The 15,829-nt window shown below is 63.9% G+C and carries 13 protein-coding genes; 5 read left to right on the top strand and 8 right to left on the bottom strand.

The genetic code is table 11. The features are described from left to right. Window positions 1-127 precede the first annotated feature (127 nt). The 3 genes from pgi to zwf are packed head-to-tail and all read right to left on the bottom strand — an operon-like array spanning window position 128 to window position 3,851. A complete protein-coding gene (pgi, locus tag Q1A53_RS00720; protein WP_299961983.1) occupies window positions 128-1,720 on the bottom strand; it encodes a glucose-6-phosphate isomerase in 1,593 nt (530 codons plus the stop codon). Next, entirely contained in the window at window positions 1,717-2,388 is a 672-nt protein-coding gene (gene pgl / locus Q1A53_RS00715) for a 6-phosphogluconolactonase (protein WP_299961981.1), read from the bottom strand. Before pgl ends, pgi begins: the two co-directional genes overlap by 4 nt. After that, entirely contained in the window at window positions 2,385-3,851 is a 1,467-nt protein-coding gene (gene zwf, locus Q1A53_RS00710) for a glucose-6-phosphate dehydrogenase (RefSeq protein ID WP_299961979.1), read from the bottom strand. Before zwf ends, pgl begins: the two co-directional genes overlap by 4 nt. Window positions 3,852-4,024: 173 nt before the next feature. Here zwf and Q1A53_RS00705 point away from each other — a divergent pair, with 173 nt between their 5' ends. Then, window positions 4,025-4,972, top strand: coding sequence for a radical SAM protein (locus tag Q1A53_RS00705; RefSeq protein WP_299961977.1), 948 nt, complete (start codon window positions 4,025-4,027; stop codon window positions 4,970-4,972). 258 nt (window positions 4,973-5,230) lie between these two features. Here Q1A53_RS00705 and Q1A53_RS00700 read toward each other — a convergent pair whose 3' ends face one another. After that, window positions 5,231-5,500, bottom strand: coding sequence for an usg protein (locus tag Q1A53_RS00700; RefSeq protein WP_299961975.1), 270 nt, complete (start codon window positions 5,498-5,500; stop codon window positions 5,231-5,233). Window positions 5,501-5,730: 230 nt separating this feature from the next. Between Q1A53_RS00700 and gyrA the strand changes: the two genes are divergently transcribed. Both gyrA and Q1A53_RS00690 read left to right on the top strand, forming a co-directional pair. After that, window positions 5,731-8,442, top strand: coding sequence for a DNA gyrase subunit A (gene gyrA / locus Q1A53_RS00695; RefSeq protein WP_299961973.1), 2,712 nt, complete (start codon window positions 5,731-5,733; stop codon window positions 8,440-8,442). Window positions 8,443-8,529: 87 nt separating this feature from the next. After that, complete coding sequence (locus Q1A53_RS00690) at window positions 8,530-8,880, top strand: DUF6614 family protein (RefSeq protein WP_299961971.1); 351 nt, start codon at window positions 8,530-8,532, stop codon at window positions 8,878-8,880. Between the two features lie 534 nt (window positions 8,881-9,414). Here the strand turns inward: Q1A53_RS00690 and Q1A53_RS00685 are convergent. The 3 genes from Q1A53_RS00685 to Q1A53_RS00675 all read right to left on the bottom strand — a co-directional run bounded on the left by Q1A53_RS00685 (window position 9,415) and on the right by Q1A53_RS00675 (window position 13,099). Then, window positions 9,415-10,890 (bottom strand): carboxypeptidase M32, encoded by a 1,476-nt coding sequence (locus Q1A53_RS00685; protein WP_299961969.1) that lies wholly within the window; start codon window positions 10,888-10,890, stop codon window positions 9,415-9,417. After that, the gene (ctaA, locus tag Q1A53_RS00680; RefSeq protein WP_299961967.1) at window positions 10,887-12,041 is read right to left on the bottom strand and encodes a heme A synthase; all 1,155 of its coding nucleotides are present in this window, start codon (window positions 12,039-12,041) and stop codon (window positions 10,887-10,889) included. The genes Q1A53_RS00685 and ctaA overlap by 4 nt, the downstream gene beginning before the upstream one ends. Before the next feature lie 299 nt (window positions 12,042-12,340). Beyond that, a complete protein-coding gene (locus Q1A53_RS00675) occupies window positions 12,341-13,099 on the bottom strand; it encodes an RNA methyltransferase (RefSeq protein WP_299961965.1) in 759 nt (252 codons plus the stop codon). A 123-nt stretch (window positions 13,100-13,222) separates the two neighbouring features. On the opposite strand from Q1A53_RS00675, the gene Q1A53_RS00670 reads away from it, so the two are divergent. Beyond that, entirely contained in the window at window positions 13,223-13,837 is a 615-nt protein-coding gene (locus tag Q1A53_RS00670) for a thiamine phosphate synthase (RefSeq protein WP_299961963.1), read from the top strand. 4 nt (window positions 13,838-13,841) lie between these two features. Here Q1A53_RS00670 and Q1A53_RS00665 read toward each other — a convergent pair whose 3' ends face one another. Next, complete coding sequence (locus Q1A53_RS00665) at window positions 13,842-14,987, bottom strand: HupE/UreJ family protein (RefSeq protein WP_299961961.1); 1,146 nt, start codon at window positions 14,985-14,987, stop codon at window positions 13,842-13,844. Here Q1A53_RS00665 and Q1A53_RS00660 point away from each other — a divergent pair. Then, on the top strand, window positions 14,986-15,798 hold the full coding sequence (locus Q1A53_RS00660) for a DUF4198 domain-containing protein (RefSeq protein WP_299961959.1): 813 nt from the start codon (window positions 14,986-14,988) through the stop codon (window positions 15,796-15,798). The two genes, Q1A53_RS00665 and Q1A53_RS00660, sit on opposite strands and share 2 nt — an antisense overlap. Window positions 15,799-15,829: the final 31 nt, after the last annotated feature.

Genomic DNA, 15,829 nt, shown 5'->3' with positions numbered 1-15,829 from the left:
CGGCCAGGGGCCGGGGGCGTCGGACGGCCGTGGCTGGGAAAAAGGATCATCCGCACGCGCTCCGCCGCCGCTGGGAGAATGGCTTTCGAAAGCCATTCACGGTGGTGACCCGCAACGCTGGCGAGCGCTATCCCCGGTGCCGGTGAACGAAATCGACAAGTGCGGCAGTGGAACCGTCCTTGTCCTGCGCGCCCTCGCTTCCTTCCACGATGGGTTGCAAAGAGGTGGCAAGTTCCTTGCCCAGTTCCACCCCCCATTGATCGAAAGAGTTGATGCCCAGCACGACCCCTTCGACAAAGACACGGTGTTCGTAAAGTGCCACGATGGCGCCCAGCGTAAAGGGATCAAGCTGCGGGTAGATCAGCGTGGTGGAGGGGCGGTTGCCCTCGAACACCCGGTGGCGCGCCTGGCGTTCGCATTCATCGCCCGTAAACCCCGCCTCCGCCATACGGTCGCGCGCCACATCGAGGTTACGACCGCGCATCAGTGCTTCGGATTGCGCAAGGCAATTGGCGATGAGCAACTGGTGGTGATGCGCCAGATCAGCTTCGTGACCTTGTGCGGCTACCATGAATTCGCAAGGCACCACGCGCGTGCCCTGATGGATCAGCTGGTAGAAGGCGTGCTGACCGTTGGTGCCCGCCGCCCCCCAGACCACCGGCCCGCTGGAGACCGTCACGGCGCTGCCGTCCATCTGCACGCCCTTGCCGTTCGATTCCATCTCCAGCTGTTGCAGGTAGTCAGGCAGTTGTGACAGGCGCTGATCGTAGGGCAGCACGGCCCGGCTCTCGTACCCGCAGACCTGCGCGTGCCAGATGCCTACCAGCGCCAGCAGCGCGGGCAGGTTCTCCGCCCAGTCCGCATGGCGGAAATGCTGATCCATCGCCTGACCGCCGCGCAGGAAAGCATCGAACCCCTTGGGCCCGATGGCGATCATCAGCGACAAGCCAATGGGACCCCAGACCGAGTAGCGCCCGCCCACCCAATCCTCAAAGCCAAAGACCCGTTCCGCCGGGATGCCGAAGGCGGCGGTCTTGTCGGCTGCCGTGCTCAGCGCGGCAAACTGCGTGCCCGGGTTGCCGCCTTCCTCCTGCATCCACGCCTTGGCGGTGCGCGCGTTGGTCATCGTCTCGATGGTGGTAAAGGTCTTGGAGGCCACAATCACCAGCGTGGTCTTCGCCTCCAGTCCGCGCAGCGTATCGGCAATATGCGCGCCATCCACGTTGGAGACGAAATGGCAGCGAGGCCCGTCGTGGTAGGGCGAGAGCGCCTGAACCGCCATGGCAGGCCCCAGATCCGAGCCCCCGATGCCGATGTTGACCACGTCGGTGATGTCACTGTCGCGGATGTGGTTGGCAAAGACGCGCATGCGCTCCAGCGTCTCCAGCACGCCGGGCATCACGTCCTGACCGTCCACCAGCACCGGCCCGCCATCCAGGTTTCGCAGCGCGGTGTGCAGAACGGCGCGGCCTTCGGTCTCGTTGATGGGCTGGCCTGCGAACATCGCGGCGCGGCGGCCAGCGACATCCGCGGCCTCCAACAGATCAATCAGCGCGGCGCGCGTTTCCGCATCAATATTGGTCTTTGCATAGTCAAAGAGCATATCGCCGGTTTGCGCACTGAACGCCTCGGCCCGGCCAGCGGTGTCGAACAACGACAGGATCGTGCGGTCTCGGGTTTCACTGTGGCGCGCGCGCAGCGCGGCCCACGCATCATTCATGCGGCCCAATGAATCGTTCCTTCTGACATGACAGCACCGATCGGCGCTTTTTCGGGAGGAAGGCTTTGTGCCCGGTCCCAGGCGGCGCGCTTGTCGTCACCGAAGATGACCAGATGCTTGGACATCGCGCCATCCAGGATCGGCGCGCTGAGCGTAATGCGCGCCTCGGGCTGATCCGCGGGGTGCACGGCACAGACCACTGGCGCCCCGCGCGCCATCGCAGCGGCGAGCCCCGGCGCGTCCGGGAACAGAGACGCGGTGTGCATATCCGCGCCCATCCCCAGCAGCAGCACGGAAATGGGCACCTCTCCCTGCAGCTCGGCGGAGAGCTGAGGTGCGGCGTCATCGGCGCTCATCCCATCACGGTAAAAGGGGATGAAGCGCGCAGCTGCCGCCCGCCCCGTCAGCAGCCGTGCCTTGACCAGACCTGCGTTGGACCGGTCGTGATCCTCGGGCACCCAGCGTTCGTCGGTCAGCATGACGTGCACGCGGCTCCAGTCGATATCGACCGAGCTCATGGCGTCGAAAATCGGCCCCGGCGTGGTGCCACCCGGCACCGCAAAGCTGGCAAACTCATGCCGCAACAGGCACTTGCGCAGATCGCTGGTCAACGCATGGGCAATGTTCATCACCGCCATGTCCCGGTCTGCGTTCTCATTGAAGATCATGGGGTCACCTCCCGCCATTCCCGGCCATCGCGGCGCATGAGCTGCATGGCCGCATCAGGCCCCGCGCTGTGGCTGTCGTAGGGTTTGGGCACGTCGCCGCGGTTTGTCCACCCCTCGATCAGAGGATCGGTCCAGGCCCAGGCGGCCTCCACCTCGTCGCCGCGCATAAAAAGGGTCTGATTGCCCCGGATCACATCCATCACCAGCCGCTCGTAGGCGTCCACGTTTTCCGCCCCGCTGGGGCCAAGCGCATCGGCAAAGGTCATATCGAGCGGCACGTCGATGAGCCGCATGCCGCCCGGTCCCGGTTCCTTGATGGTGACGCCCAGCTGGATCCCCTCATTCGGTTGCAGCCGGATCGACAGCACATTGCGGTGCCGCCCTGCCTCTTCGCCAAAGATAGAATGGGGGGTATCCTTGAACATGATCGAGATCTCCGACGACCGCGCGCAGAGCCGTTTGCCGGTGCGCAGATAGAACGGGGTGCCCGCCCATCGCCAGTTGGCGATGTGGGTCTTCATGGCGATAAAGCTCTCCGTTCTCGATTTGGGATCTTCCACCGCGGTGCGGTAATCAGGCAGGTTTTCGGGATCGTCGGGGTCTGCATCGTACTGGCCACGTACGATGTGGTGCGGCTCGACCTCCTCTAGCGCGCGAATGACCTTGAGCTTTTCGTCGCGCACCGCGTCCGGGTCAAACCGCGCGGGCGGCTCCATCGCGATCAGGCACAAAAGCTGCATCAGGTGGTTCTGCACCATATCGCGCATAGCCCCGGATTTGTCATAGTAGTCGCCGCGCCCGCCGACGCCCACGGTCTCAGCCACGGTGATCTGGATGTGATCGACGAACTGGCTGTTCCAGAGCGGCTCAAACAGCATGTTACCGAAACGCACCGCCATCAGGTTCTGCACGGTCTCCTTGCCCAGGTAGTGGTCGATCCGGTAGATCTGGCTTTCGTCAAAGAAGGCCGCGAGATCCCCGTTGAGCTGGCGGGCGGAGGCGAGATCGCGACCAAAGGGTTTTTCCACCACGATGCGGCTGTCGTTGTCGGTCAGGCCGTGGTTGTTCAGCCGTTCTGCAAGATCGCCGAAGAGGCTGGGCGCGACGGAGAAATAGAACGCGCGGATGACCCGGTGCCGCAAGAGACCCGCCAGATCGCGCCAGCCGCCCTCGTCCCGCGCGTCGATTGCCACATAATGCAGCCGTTCCAGAAAGGCGCCCAGCTTGGTGTCATCCGATCCTTCATCGCCGCCGAATTCGTGGATCGCCTCGCGCACCATGTCGCGGTAGCCATCCGCGCCCAGCTCGGCCCGCGCCGCGCCGATCACTCGCGCCTCCTGCGGCATCTGGCCTGCACAGAATCGCCGGAAAAGCCCCGGCAGGATCTTGCGCCGCGCCAGATCGCCGGTGCCGCCAAAAATAACGAGATCGAAAGGATCTACGGGAATAACACGCGAAACCATGAGAGCTTGTCCTTCGCATCAGGGTCATCGGCCCCGGTGATCGTTAGCGCAAACATGCCTTGCCACGCGCCAGATCACAAGAGCGTGCCCAGAAAAGAAAACCGGGTTTCCTGCCTTTGTTTACCCGCTAAAAGAGTGCCACTGCAACACGAGCCGCAAGGACGATCAACGTTATGAAAGATCTCGCGCTGGCGAATGCCGGAAAATTCACCGACCCCGACCGCACGGCCGACGGTGCGGCGCGCGCAACAGTGGCGCTGACCCGGCCCAAGACGCTGTGGTTCAACACCGGGACCCTGTGCAACATCGCATGCGTAAACTGCTACATCGAGAGCAGCCCATCCAACGATCGGCTCGTCTATATCACGGCAGATGAGGTCAGCGCCTATCTGGATCAGATCGCGGCGCGCGGCTGGCCTGTCCACGAGATCGCCTTTACCGGCGGCGAGCCCTTTATAAACCCTCAGATGATCGAGATGGCGGACCGCGCTCTGGCGCGGGGGTTCGAGGTGCTGATCCTGACCAATGCCATGCGCCCGATGATGCGCAAATCCATGCAGGACGGGCTGGTGCGGTTGAACGAGACCTATCCGGGCAAGCTGACGCTGCGCATATCGGTCGATCACTACGATGCGGATCTGCACGATGCAGAACGCGGCGCGGGAGCCTTCGACAAGACCCTGCTGGGCATGCAGTGGCTGCGCGATGCGGGCATCCGAATGGCCGTTGCGGGCCGGTCGATCATGGCGCACAGCGAGGCGGAGAGTCGGGCAGGCTATGCTACGTTCTTTGCGGAGCACGGGTTCCCCATAGACGCGCAGGATCCCGCTATGACGGTGCTGTTCCCCGAGATGGACGAGAGCGTCGAAGTGCCCGAGATCACGACAGCCTGCTGGGGTATTCTGAACAAGTCGCCCGATGCGCTGATGTGTGCGTCGTCGCGGATGGTGGTCAAGCGCAAGGGGGCCGCGGGGCCGTCGGTGCTGGCCTGCACGCTGCTGCCCTATAGCCCCGAGTTCGAGCTCGGCGCGACCTTGGCCGAGGCGGAAGGGGACGTAGCCCTCAACCACCCCCATTGCGCAAAGTTCTGTGTGCTGGGCGGGGCCAGCTGTTCGGCCTGAGGCCCGCCGCTACGCCGCTCACCGCCCCTCGTTGCGACTGCGCAACCGCGCAACAAGGTTTTTCGAAAAACCTTGGCGCCCGGGCCAACAGGCGCTGCAGACTGATCAGAGACAGCCACCGCCGCTGAGCGTCGATTGATAGACGATCCCGCAGCCTGTCACGACCCGGCGGAAAGAGGCGCAACCCCTTTTTGATCCGCCATATCGCTTGGGCCCGCGCCTTTCAGGGTTTTTCGAAAAACCCTGGTCGCGGCAGGCTCAGTGCAGGGTAAACTCCCCCGTCACGTTGCGCCATTCGCCGGGGCTGATCATCTTGCGGTGAGTGAAGCGGACCGAGTGCAGGGGGCCCTCGATCTCCGACTGCCAGAATTCCACGAACTCAAAGAGACGCGGATGATCCGGTGCCAGATCATACTCCTGCCAGACAAAGGTGTTCAGCACATGGGCATAATCCGGCATATGGTAGAAGAATTCCGCCGTGGTCAGCCCGTACCCTTTCAGCATCAGTTCGGTTTCCGTTCGGGGCAATTTTTCATCCTCTTGACTGCTTGATCACATCAGAATGCCAGCAACGAATTACTTTTCAATGAAAACAGTCTGTTATCACTTCAAAGCGCTGGCTGCCAAGACCGGATGATCTGAGGCATTGCACTCTATGTGCTGGCTCTGATACGCTAAAACCACTAGATATAGACCTGCGGAAAAATTGGGCAGCCAGCGTGAGCGACACACCACAACCTCCTGAAAACGATGATGAAATGAGACCGGAGCGCCCGGCCTACGATGGCCCGTCCGTCAGCATCGAGCATGAGATGCGCACGTCCTATCTGGACTATGCCATGTCGGTCATCGTCAGCCGCGCCATCCCGGATCTGCGCGACGGGTTGAAACCGGTGCACCGGCGGATCCTCTTTGCCATGCACGAGACGGGCAACACCCATGACAAGGCCTACCGCAAATCCGCCCGTCCCGTAGGCGATGTGATGGGTCAGTATCACCCCCATGGGGACTCAGCGATCTATGATGCGCTGGTGCGCATGGCGCAGGATTTCTCCATGTCGCTGCCGCTGCTCGATGGTCAGGGCAACTTCGGCTCGATGGACGGCGATAACCCCGCCGCCATGCGCTATACCGAGGTGCGCATGGACAAGCCCGCCGCCTACCTGCTGGCGGATATCGACAAGGACACGGTTGATTTTCAGGACAACTACGACGGCAAGCAGCAGGAGCCCACGGTCCTGCCCGCCCGCTTTCCCAACATGCTGGTCAATGGTGCAGGCGGCATTGCCGTGGGCATGGCCACGAACATCCCACCCCACAACCTGGGCGAGGTGGTGGATGCCACGCTGGCGCTGATCGAGGACCCGGACCTGACCTCAGAGCAGCTGATCGAGCATGTGCCCGGGCCCGATTTCCCCACCGGCGGCATCATGCTCGGCCGCTCCGGCGCGCGCAAAGCCTATCTGGAGGGGCGCGGATCGGTCATCGTGCGGGCGCGCACGCGGATCGAAGAGATCCGCAAGGACCGCTGGGCCATCATCGTCGATGAGATCCCCTATCAGGTGAATAAATCCACCATGATCGAGCGGATCGCCGAGCAGGCACGCGAAAAGAAGATCGACGGCATTGCCCATGTGCAGGACGAAAGCGACCGCAACGGCGTGCGCGTTGTCGTTGAGCTGAAACGCGACGCCACGGCAGAGGTGGTGCTGAACCAGCTCTACCGGTTCACCCCCATGCAGACCTATTTCGGCTGCAACATGCTGGCGCTGAACGGTGGACGGCCTGAGCAGCTGACCCTGCGCAAGTTCCTGACCTCCTTCATCGACTTCCGCGAGGATGTGGTGGCGCGGCGCACCGCATATCTCTTGCGCAAGGCGCGCGAGCGCAGCCATATCCTCTGTGGTCTGGCAGTCGCAGTCACCAATATCGACGAGATTGTGGCCACTATCCGCGCCTCCGCTGACGCCGCCGAGGCGCGCGAAAAGCTGATGACCCGGCGCTGGCCCGCAGCGGACATCCTGCCCTATATCGCGCTGATTGATGACCCGACCCACACTGCCAATGACGACGGCACCTATAACCTCTCCGAAGCGCAGGCCCGTGCGATCCTCGAATTACGGCTCCAGCGCCTCACCCAGATCGGTGTGAAGGAAGTCACCGACGAGCTCGAAGAGCTGGCGGGTAAGATCAAGGAATACCTCGAAATTCTTGGGAGCCGCGACCGGATCATGGGCATTATCGCCGATGAGCTGCGCGAGGTGCGCGACCTTTTCGCCGTGCCACGCCGGACGGAGATCGTGGACTGGTCCGGCGACATGGAGGATGAGGACCTCATCGCGCGTGAGGATATGGTCGTGACCGTGACCGCGGGTGGTTACATCAAACGCACTCCGCTGGCCGATTTCCGCAGCCAGAAGCGCGGCGGCAAGGGGCTGTCGGGTGGCACGCTGAAAGAAGACGACGTGGTCACCACGCTCTTCGTGGCCAACACCCATACGCAGCTTTTGTTTTTCACCACCGACGGGATGGCCTACAAGCTCAAGACCTGGCGGCTGCCGCAGGGCGGACGCACCTCCAAAGGCAAGGCCATCGTCAATATCCTGCCGATCCCCACGGGTGTCTCGATTGCGGCGATCCTGCCCATCGACCGGGAGGAGAAGGACTGGTCCGAGCTGCAGATTGTCTTTGCCACCTCTGCCGGAACGGTCCGGCGCAATGCGCTGAGTGATTTCACCAACGTGATGCGTAACGGCAAGATCGCCATGAAGTTCGAGGACGAGCATGCCGAGACCACGCTGATCAACGCGCGCATCGCCTCGCCGGACGATGATGTGATGCTGGTGACGGCCTCTGGGCGCGCGATCCGCTTTCCGTCCACGGATGTGCGGGTCTTTAATTCGCGCAGTTCGGTGGGCGTGCGCGGCGTCAAACTCAGCGGCCAGGACAAGGTCGTCTCCATGTCCGTGATCCGGCACTTCGATGCGACCTCGGATGAGCGCGCGGCCTACCTGAAAATGCGCCGAGCCATGGCAGGTCTCGCAGACGATGCGGATGCGACCTCCGACGAGGAGGAAACCGATGCCAACGCGACGATCAGCCAGGAGCGCTACGCCGAGATGTCGGCGGCGGAGAACCTCATTCTGACGCTGACAACCGGCGGCGCGGGCAAGCTCAGCTCCAGCCATGACTACCCTGTGCGCGGGCGCGGCGGCATGGGCGTTCAGGCCATGGACAAGGCGATGCGCAGCGGTGCGCTGGTCGCGTCTTTCCCTGTTGAGATGGATGATCAGATCATGCTCGCCACCTCCAAGGGTCAGTCAATCCGGGTACCGGTTGACGGCATCTCGTTCCGGTCCCGGTCCGCTGGCGGGGTCAAGGTGTTCAACACGGGCAAAGGTGAGGAAGTCGTCAGCGTCGCCTGGATCGCCGATCAGGGTGAGGACGCGGAAGGCACGCCCGAGGAATAGGGGCGCGGTCTGGCAGGGCGCATTTTAACCGCACTTCAAGCATTTTGGGCCACCATGGCTGCAAAGATGTGTGCGAGGTGCCTGCCGATGAACCTGTATTGCTCGATGATTACGCTGAAAGACGACGCCAAGGCTTTGCTCTTTGCCAAAGCACTGGAAGACTGGATGGGCCATCTGCAGTCCGAGGGTGTGATCGGTGACTGGCGGCTTTTGCGGCGCAAACTCAATCTGGCGGCGGACTGCTACCGGGATTTCCTGCTGGAGATCGAAGTAGACGGGCTGGAACAGCTGGAGCAAGCCTTTCGCCTGACCGGCCAGCACGACGACGATGTTGAACAGATGCACCGCGCAGTGAACGACCTGATCCAGAAGGCGGAATTCGCGCTCTATCGTCCCTACCCCGATATGGAGCGCGCGGAACGCATGGCGCTGCTCTGACCGGTTTGCCGTCCCGGATCCCCCTTCGCCAGCTTTGAGTGACACCGACACGAATATGGTGACGTGATCAAGGGAGGGGGCCGGTGGACGGATATCACCGCTCTTCTGGCGACAAATCTGGCGGCGAGTGTCCCGGAGGCGGAGACCCGATGTCACCGGTAAGCACCTTGCAACGATACATGGCGGTTCAGACCCGCCCCCATGGTGATACCTGCCGAGCAACTGAACCGCCCGCTGGCGGAAAGCAAGGTATCTACGGGAGACGTCCTACCCTCCGGAAGTGGAGCTAGAGCCGGTTTGAAGGTCTTTTTTTGCTAGGTTACGGGTACGTGTCTTCGCTTCACCCCGAAGCCAAACCGACTGGACCTCGAGAAGTTCGCTTCGGAGAGTGAGCGTTCAATCTGGTGATCAGTCCTGCGTAGGCGCGACCCTCATGCAACGAAACCGCATGATAGATGATGCCCGGCGTTAATCACCCGGGTTAGCGGCCGGACACCTCACTCAGGCGGCCGTCTGCACCCCCGCCGTCATGTCTCACAACCCGTAGATCGCGCTAAACTTCTCATGCAGGTAGGCCAGCAAGGGCGCCTCGCTTGGCGCTTTCCCGCAGGCGCGGGTGATCAGATCCCGCGGCTCATAGAGGCCTCCGTGAGTCTGCACCCGCGCGCCCAACCATGCCGTCGCGGGCGATGTGTCGCCTTGCGCCAGCGCATCATCCAGATCCGGCAGATCGGCGCGCATCGCCGCATTCAGACACCCGGCGTAGACATTGCCCAGCGTGTAGGTCGGAAAATACCCGAAGAGCCCGACGGACCAATGCACATCCTGCAATACCCCGTTTGAGGGTTTGTCCACGTGATAGCCGAAATCCGCTGCGAAACGGTCGTTCCAGGCCGCTTCCAGATCGCTCACCGCCAGATCACCGCTGATCAGCGCCTGCTCCAGATCAAAGCGGATCAGGACGTGCAGGTTATATTGCAGCTCGTCCGCTTCCGTCCGGATGCAGCCATCGGCAACGCGGTTGACCGTCCGGTAAAAGCTCTCCTCATCCGCAATGCCAAAATCCCCGAAGGCATCGCGCATCTGGCCATAGAGCCACCCGGTAAAGGCCCGGCTACGGCCGATCTGGTTCTCATAGATGCGGCTCTGGCTTTCGTGCACACCCATGGAGACACCGCCGCCCAGCGGGGTCAGCAGATAGCGCCGGTCGATATTCTGTTCATAGGCAGCGTGGCCGACCTCGTGGATTGTCGAATAAAAACAGTTAAACGGATCGTCCGCTTGGGTACGCGTGGTGATCCGCACGTCCAGACCGGAGCCCGAGCTGAAAGGATGCACGGCGGTGTCGATGCGACCGTGGGCCGTGTCGTAGCCAAAGACCTCCGCCAGCCGTTGCGAAAGCTGCAACTGCGCCGCCTCATCAAAGGTACCGGAAAGGGGCGGTGGCGCATCTGCGGCACGCACCGCGGCGCGCAGCTCGGCAAGTGCGGGACGCAGGGCCCCGAACAGTGCCGTCAACTCCTCCGCGCTGGTACCCGGCTCGTAGTCCTCCAGCAGGGCATCATATGGTGACGCGCCCTGCGCGATGGCCGCGGCCTCTTCGCGGCGCAGCGCGATGACCTCGCCGAGCACCGGCAGGAAGGCCGCCACGTCTTCGGCCTGGCGCGCGTCGGCCCAGATCCCTTGGGCCTGCGAGGTCGTCGCGGCGAGCTTTGCGGCCAGAGCGCCGGGCACCTTGCGCGCGCGGTCGTGGGTCCGGCGAATATGGCGAAGCTGTGCCGTGGCTGTGTCGTCCAGCGCCGTGCCTTCAAGCGCGGCCAGCCAGTCGGTGACGCGCGGGTCGGTCTGGCGGGTGTGCAGCACCTCTGCCATTGCGGCACATTCCTCGCCCCGCTGGGCGACAGCGCCGCGCGGCATCATCGTTTCCTGATCCCAATCAAGCCGCCCGGAGACCCGCGCCAGCGCCTCGGTCGTGCGGGTGAAGGCCATCAGCGCGTCATAGTCGGTCATGCCCGCGCCCCCCGGATCGACGCCGCCACCGGATAGCCGCTGAGGAACCGCGCGCGCAGGATCAGGACCCAGAGCACGACCGCCATCAGCTGATGGACCAGCGCGATGTGGACAGGGGCGGCGTAGAGCACGGTGACGATGCCGATGGCGATTTGCAGCGCCGTGCCGGCCATCACCGCGTTGAAGGCAAAGCGCGTCGCGGGATGCGCTGATTTGCGCCCGCGCAACCAGACGACAACGGCAACGATCGCCAGCAGATAGCCCGTCACCCGGTGGATGAACTGCACCAGCCCCGGGCTCTCGAAGAAGTTGCGCCACACGGGCTCCAGCGCAAAGGCGGTGCCCGGCAGGATCTGCCCGCCCATCATCGGCCAGTCGGTGTAGCTACGGCCTGCGTCGATCCCGGCCACGAGCGCGCCGATGAGGATCTGCACAAACGTCAGATGCAACAAGCCGGTGGACAGGCCCCATTGCCTGGCCTCCCTAGCGCGGCGCGCCTGCATGAGATCAGAGGCTGAGCGACCCAATTGCAGCACATACCAGGTGATCAGCCCGAGGATCACAAAGGCGAGCCCCAGATGCGTGGCCAGCCGGTAGCTGGCGACATCGGTCATCCCCTCGCCCTGGGTGACGCCAGACGCGACCATCCACCAGCCGATCGCCCCCTGCGCCCCGCCAAGCGCGCCGAGCAACAGCAGCTTGGGTGTCCACCCCGCGGGGATCTTGCGGCGCAGGGCAAACCAGCCGAAACCCGCAGCCCACACCAGACCGATCACCCGGCCAAGCTGCCGGTGCCCCCATTCCCACCAATAGATGACCTTGAAGTCCGCCATCTCCATCCATTGGTTCTGAATGCGAAACTCGTCGATGGCCTGATACTTGGCGAATTCCGATTCCCATTCGGCGGCAGATAGCGGTGGCAGCGCGCCGGTGATCGGTCGCCATTCAGTGATGCTGAGCCCGCTGTCGGTCAGCCGGGTCAGCCCACCGACGGCGATCATGACAACGACCAGCGCAAAGAGCATCATGAGCCAGACGCGGATCGCACCGCGGGCGCCGCCGCGGGCCTGATCAATGGCGCCCGGGCGCGCTGCGGGGCGTACCGCAGTAGGGCTGCCCACTTCCTCGAAAAGCTTGCGTTTGCTGGCCATGCCACCGGGATCCTTGCCTGACTGTCTTGCCAATCTTCCTAGAGTTTCCGGCAGTCGGGGTCCAGCGCGTCGCGTCGTCGCGCTCGGCGCGCGCTCTTAGTAGTCGTCGCGCTCGGCGCGCGCTCTTAGTAGTCGTCGCGCTCGGCGCGCGCTCTTAGTAGTCGTCGCGCTCGGCGCCCGCTCAAAGGTCGTCGCGCTCGGCACGCGTTGGGGGTGTCGCACTCTGCGCCGGGTCAGACATCATCTTGCGCAGGACGGCCTCCACCCCGGAACCACACCACCCTCACCGGCAGGTCGGGTCACTCGCCATCGCGGGTCTTCCAACGGACAAGCTGGCGCAGCATCCCGTGCAGCATCTGAACATCGGCCCGTGTCAGCGGCATGCGGCTCCACATGTTGCGCAAATTGGTCCGCATCGACTGCGCCTTATGCTCGGGAAAGAAGAAGCCCGCGGTCTCCATCCGGTCCTCGTAATGCTGCGCCAGATGCTCGATCTCTGCACCATTGGCCCAGTCGGTGCCCGCCATATGGGTCTCTTGGGGGGCCGCATCACTGGTGGCCCGGCGCCATTCATAGGCCGTGAGCAGCACGCATTGCGCCAGATTGAGCGAGGGGAAGTCAGGGTTCACCGGGACCGAGATGATGGCATTTGCGCGCGCGATCTCCGCGTTCTCCAGCCCCGCGCGCTCCGGCCCGAAGAGCACGGCGACGCGCTGCCCCTCGGCGATCTTTTCAGCGGCCAGCCGCATCGCCGCCTCGGGGCTGAAGACCGGCTTTGTCAGGTCCCGCGACCGCGCGGTCGTGGCAAAGACAAAGCTGCTGTCGGCCACGGCAGTGGGTAGATCCGGGCACAGCATGGCCTGATCCAGCAGACGCCCCGCACCGCTGGCCATGGCCACCGCGTTCTGATTGGGCCAGCCGTCGCGCGGGGCCATCACGCGCATCGCATCGAGGCCAAAGTTCCACATCGCCCGCGCGGCGGCTCCGATGTTTTCGCCCATCTGGGGGCGCACGAGGACAAAGGCGGGCTGGGTCGGCGGGGCAACAGGATCTGACATGGCGGCCTGATACGCGGCCAGCCCCCGACCCGCAAGCGGCGGCTGAGCCAAATCCGGCGGGCGACATTTCCATTCCGCACGGCTTGCGCTACTGCTCGGCCAAGGATCACCGAAGGACCGACCATGACCACGCCCGAGCAGCCGCAACTCTACCTGATCAGCCCGCCCGAGTTTGAACTGAGCCGGTTCCCGGATGTGCTTGCCACGGTGCTGGACCGCCATGAGGTGGCCTGCGTGCGGCTGGACCTTGCCAGCCGGGACGAAGACCGGCTGAGCCGCGCGGCGGATGCCCTGCGGGAGGTGACCCACGCCCGCGATGTGGCCCTGGTGATCAATGATCACTGGATGCTGGCGGAGCGGTTGGGCCTCGACGGGGTGCATCTGACCAGCGGCGCGCGCTCCGTGCGTGAGGCGCGCAAGGCACTGGGCGCGGATGCCATCGTCGGCAGCTTTTGCGGCGGGTCGCGCCACAACGGCATCTCGGCGGGCGAAGCGGGCGCGGACTATGTGAGCTTTGGGCCCGTGCGCGCGTCGTCGCTGGGCGACGGCGCCCATGCCGAGGCAGAACTGTTCGAGTGGTGGTCCGAGATGATCGAGATCCCGGTCGTCGCCGAAGGCGCGCTTGATGCGGCCAGCATCACCAGCCTGCGCCCCGTGACCGACTTCTTCGGCATCGGCGAGGAAATCTGGGCCGCCGACGATCCTGCGAAGGCCCTGGCGTCACTGCTGGCGGGCTGAGCGGTCAGAGAAAGACGCGCTCCACGCACCAGTAGGCACCGACGGCGGCAATGACGCAGGACGCAGGTACGGCGATCCGTGCGCGGTACCAGTCCCGTTTGGCAAACCAGCCGACCGCAAGGAATGCCAGCGCGATGACGGTCAGCTGACCCAGTTCAACCCCGATGTTGAACCCGATCAGCGCCGCGATGAACTGACCCGGCGGTAGACCGAACTCCCCCAGCACGGAGGCAAAGCCCAGCCCGTGCAGCAGGCCAAACGCAAAGATCACCACCGGACGCCAAGGGTTGAGGCCCTTGGCAAAGATATTCTCCACCGCGACATAGACGATGGAAAGAGCAATCAACGGCTCGACGATGCTGCCGGGTACATTGACGATCCCCAGAGCACCGAGCGCCAGCGTGACCGTGTGGGCGAGCGTAAAGGCGCTGACCTGCCAGACCAGCGGCCCCAGCCGGGTGCTGAGAAAGAAGAGCCCCAGCACGAACAGGATGTGATCGAGCCCCTTTGGCAGGATATGATCGAAACCAACCGGGATATAGCCGATGAAGGTCTCCATCGCGCTGCCCGCCCCGCCACCTGCGAGGGCAATCGCGGGGCTGCTCCGACCACCGTCGAGATAGCCCGTATAGGGTGCCTCAACCCCCTGCTGGCGCAGCACCAGCGGACCGGATCCCACGGGCCAGTTCAGGGTGACCGTCTCGGCGCCGGCGGGCAGGTCCGCCACCAGACGCAGTTGCGAAATGCGCGGCACCTCCAAGCCCAGATCATCGGGAATATTGAGCGTATCCTGCACGAGGACGAGCGGCTCACCGGCGACAAGCACAGGATGCGCGGACCACCGGGCGACAAGCTCGGGCACCTGCGACGCCAGATCCTGCGGCGCCATGGCGCGCAGTTCGGTGTAGTCGGGGCCTGCATCATCATCGTTGGTATTCTCCACCGCATCAAGATCGATGCCCGCCAGAAACGCCTCCAGGTTGATCTGCAGCTCCAGCGCTACCTCACCGGCCTCCGTCACTTCGACATCGGCAATCGTCGGCAACAGTTCATGCGCGCCCAGCCGTGCGCCCGCGCTCAGCAGCAGGGCAGTTGACAAGAGCGTCAGAAACAACAGCTTGAGCCGGGTGGTGATAGGAAAGACGGTCATGGGATTCTCGCGTTTTTTGGTCTTGGCTTTAGTGCTAGCTGCTCGGCCCGTTGTTGGCCATGAGTTTTGGATCGACCCCACAGACTACACGGTCGCACCGGGCGCGCCGCTGGTGGCGGACCTGCGCAACGGCGAGGCTTTCGAGGGGATGGCGCTGGCGCGGATCGACAACCGGTTTACCCGGTTCGAGATCGTGTTCGACGGTCAGGCCCGCGCCGCCGAAGGGCGCATGGGCGACCGGCCCGCGCTGCAGATCACCGTGCCAGAGAGGCCCGGCCTGCTGGTGATCCTGCATGAGACGACGCCCTCGACCTTGACTTACCGCGACTGGGAGAAGTTCCTGAAGTTCGCCAAACACAAGAATTTCACCAAGGCAGCGGCCGCTCACGATGCGGCAGGCTGGCCGCGGGAAGGTTTTCGCGAAAGCTACACACGCCACGCCAAGGCGTTGATTGCGGTGGGCGACGGGGCGGGAGAGGATCGTGCCTTTGGTCTGGCGACAGAATTCGTTGCGCTGTCCAATCCTTATGCGGCTGATCCGGACGGGCGGATGCGGGTGCGCCTGCTCTATGACGGTGCACCGAGGGCCGACGCGCAGGTGGAGGTGTTTGACCGGGCGCCGGACGGCGCGGTCAGCGTGCGCCTGACCCGAACTGATGCGGCAGGCGAAGCGGTGATCGACATCACCCCCGGCCATGACTACCTGCTGGATGCGGTGGTTTTGCGCCCGGCGGCAGACGCCGGTACATCCGACCACGCGCCCGTCTGGGAAACTCTCTGGGCCGCGCTCAGCTTTGCGGTGCCGGAGTAAGGCCCGCTGCTTTTGAAAAGAACCTACCCGA

Source organism: uncultured Roseobacter sp., assembly GCF_947496515.1.
Lineage (GTDB): Bacteria > Pseudomonadota > Alphaproteobacteria > Rhodobacterales > Rhodobacteraceae > Roseobacter.
Note: the sequence above shows the minus strand (reverse complement) of the source record. Positions and strands in the feature narration are given on the sequence as shown.

Excerpts from the sequence above, each read along its gene's own strand:
- pgi (WP_299961983.1), bottom strand. The coding sequence starts at position 1,720 with ATGAATGATGCGTGGGCCGCGCTGCGCGCGCGCCACAGTGAAACCCGA.
- gyrA (WP_299961973.1), top strand. The coding sequence starts at position 5,731 with ATGAGACCGGAGCGCCCGGCCTACGATGGCCCGTCCGTCAGCATCGAG.
- Q1A53_RS00690 (WP_299961971.1), top strand. The coding sequence starts at position 8,530 with ATGAACCTGTATTGCTCGATGATTACGCTGAAAGACGACGCCAAGGCT.
- Q1A53_RS00670 (WP_299961963.1), top strand. The coding sequence starts at position 13,223 with ATGACCACGCCCGAGCAGCCGCAACTCTACCTGATCAGCCCGCCCGAG.
- Q1A53_RS00675 (WP_299961965.1), bottom strand. The coding sequence starts at position 13,099 with ATGTCAGATCCTGTTGCCCCGCCGACCCAGCCCGCCTTTGTCCTCGTG.
- Q1A53_RS00705 (WP_299961977.1), top strand. The coding sequence starts at position 4,025 with ATGAAAGATCTCGCGCTGGCGAATGCCGGAAAATTCACCGACCCCGAC.
- pgl (WP_299961981.1), bottom strand. The coding sequence starts at position 2,388 with ATGATCTTCAATGAGAACGCAGACCGGGACATGGCGGTGATGAACATT.
- Q1A53_RS00665 (WP_299961961.1), bottom strand. The coding sequence starts at position 14,987 with ATGACCGTCTTTCCTATCACCACCCGGCTCAAGCTGTTGTTTCTGACG.
- zwf (WP_299961979.1), bottom strand. The coding sequence starts at position 3,851 with ATGGTTTCGCGTGTTATTCCCGTAGATCCTTTCGATCTCGTTATTTTT.
- Q1A53_RS00685 (WP_299961969.1), bottom strand. The coding sequence starts at position 10,890 with ATGACCGACTATGACGCGCTGATGGCCTTCACCCGCACGACCGAGGCG.
- Q1A53_RS00660 (WP_299961959.1), top strand. The coding sequence starts at position 14,986 with ATGGGATTCTCGCGTTTTTTGGTCTTGGCTTTAGTGCTAGCTGCTCGG.
- ctaA (WP_299961967.1), bottom strand. The coding sequence starts at position 12,041 with ATGGCCAGCAAACGCAAGCTTTTCGAGGAAGTGGGCAGCCCTACTGCG.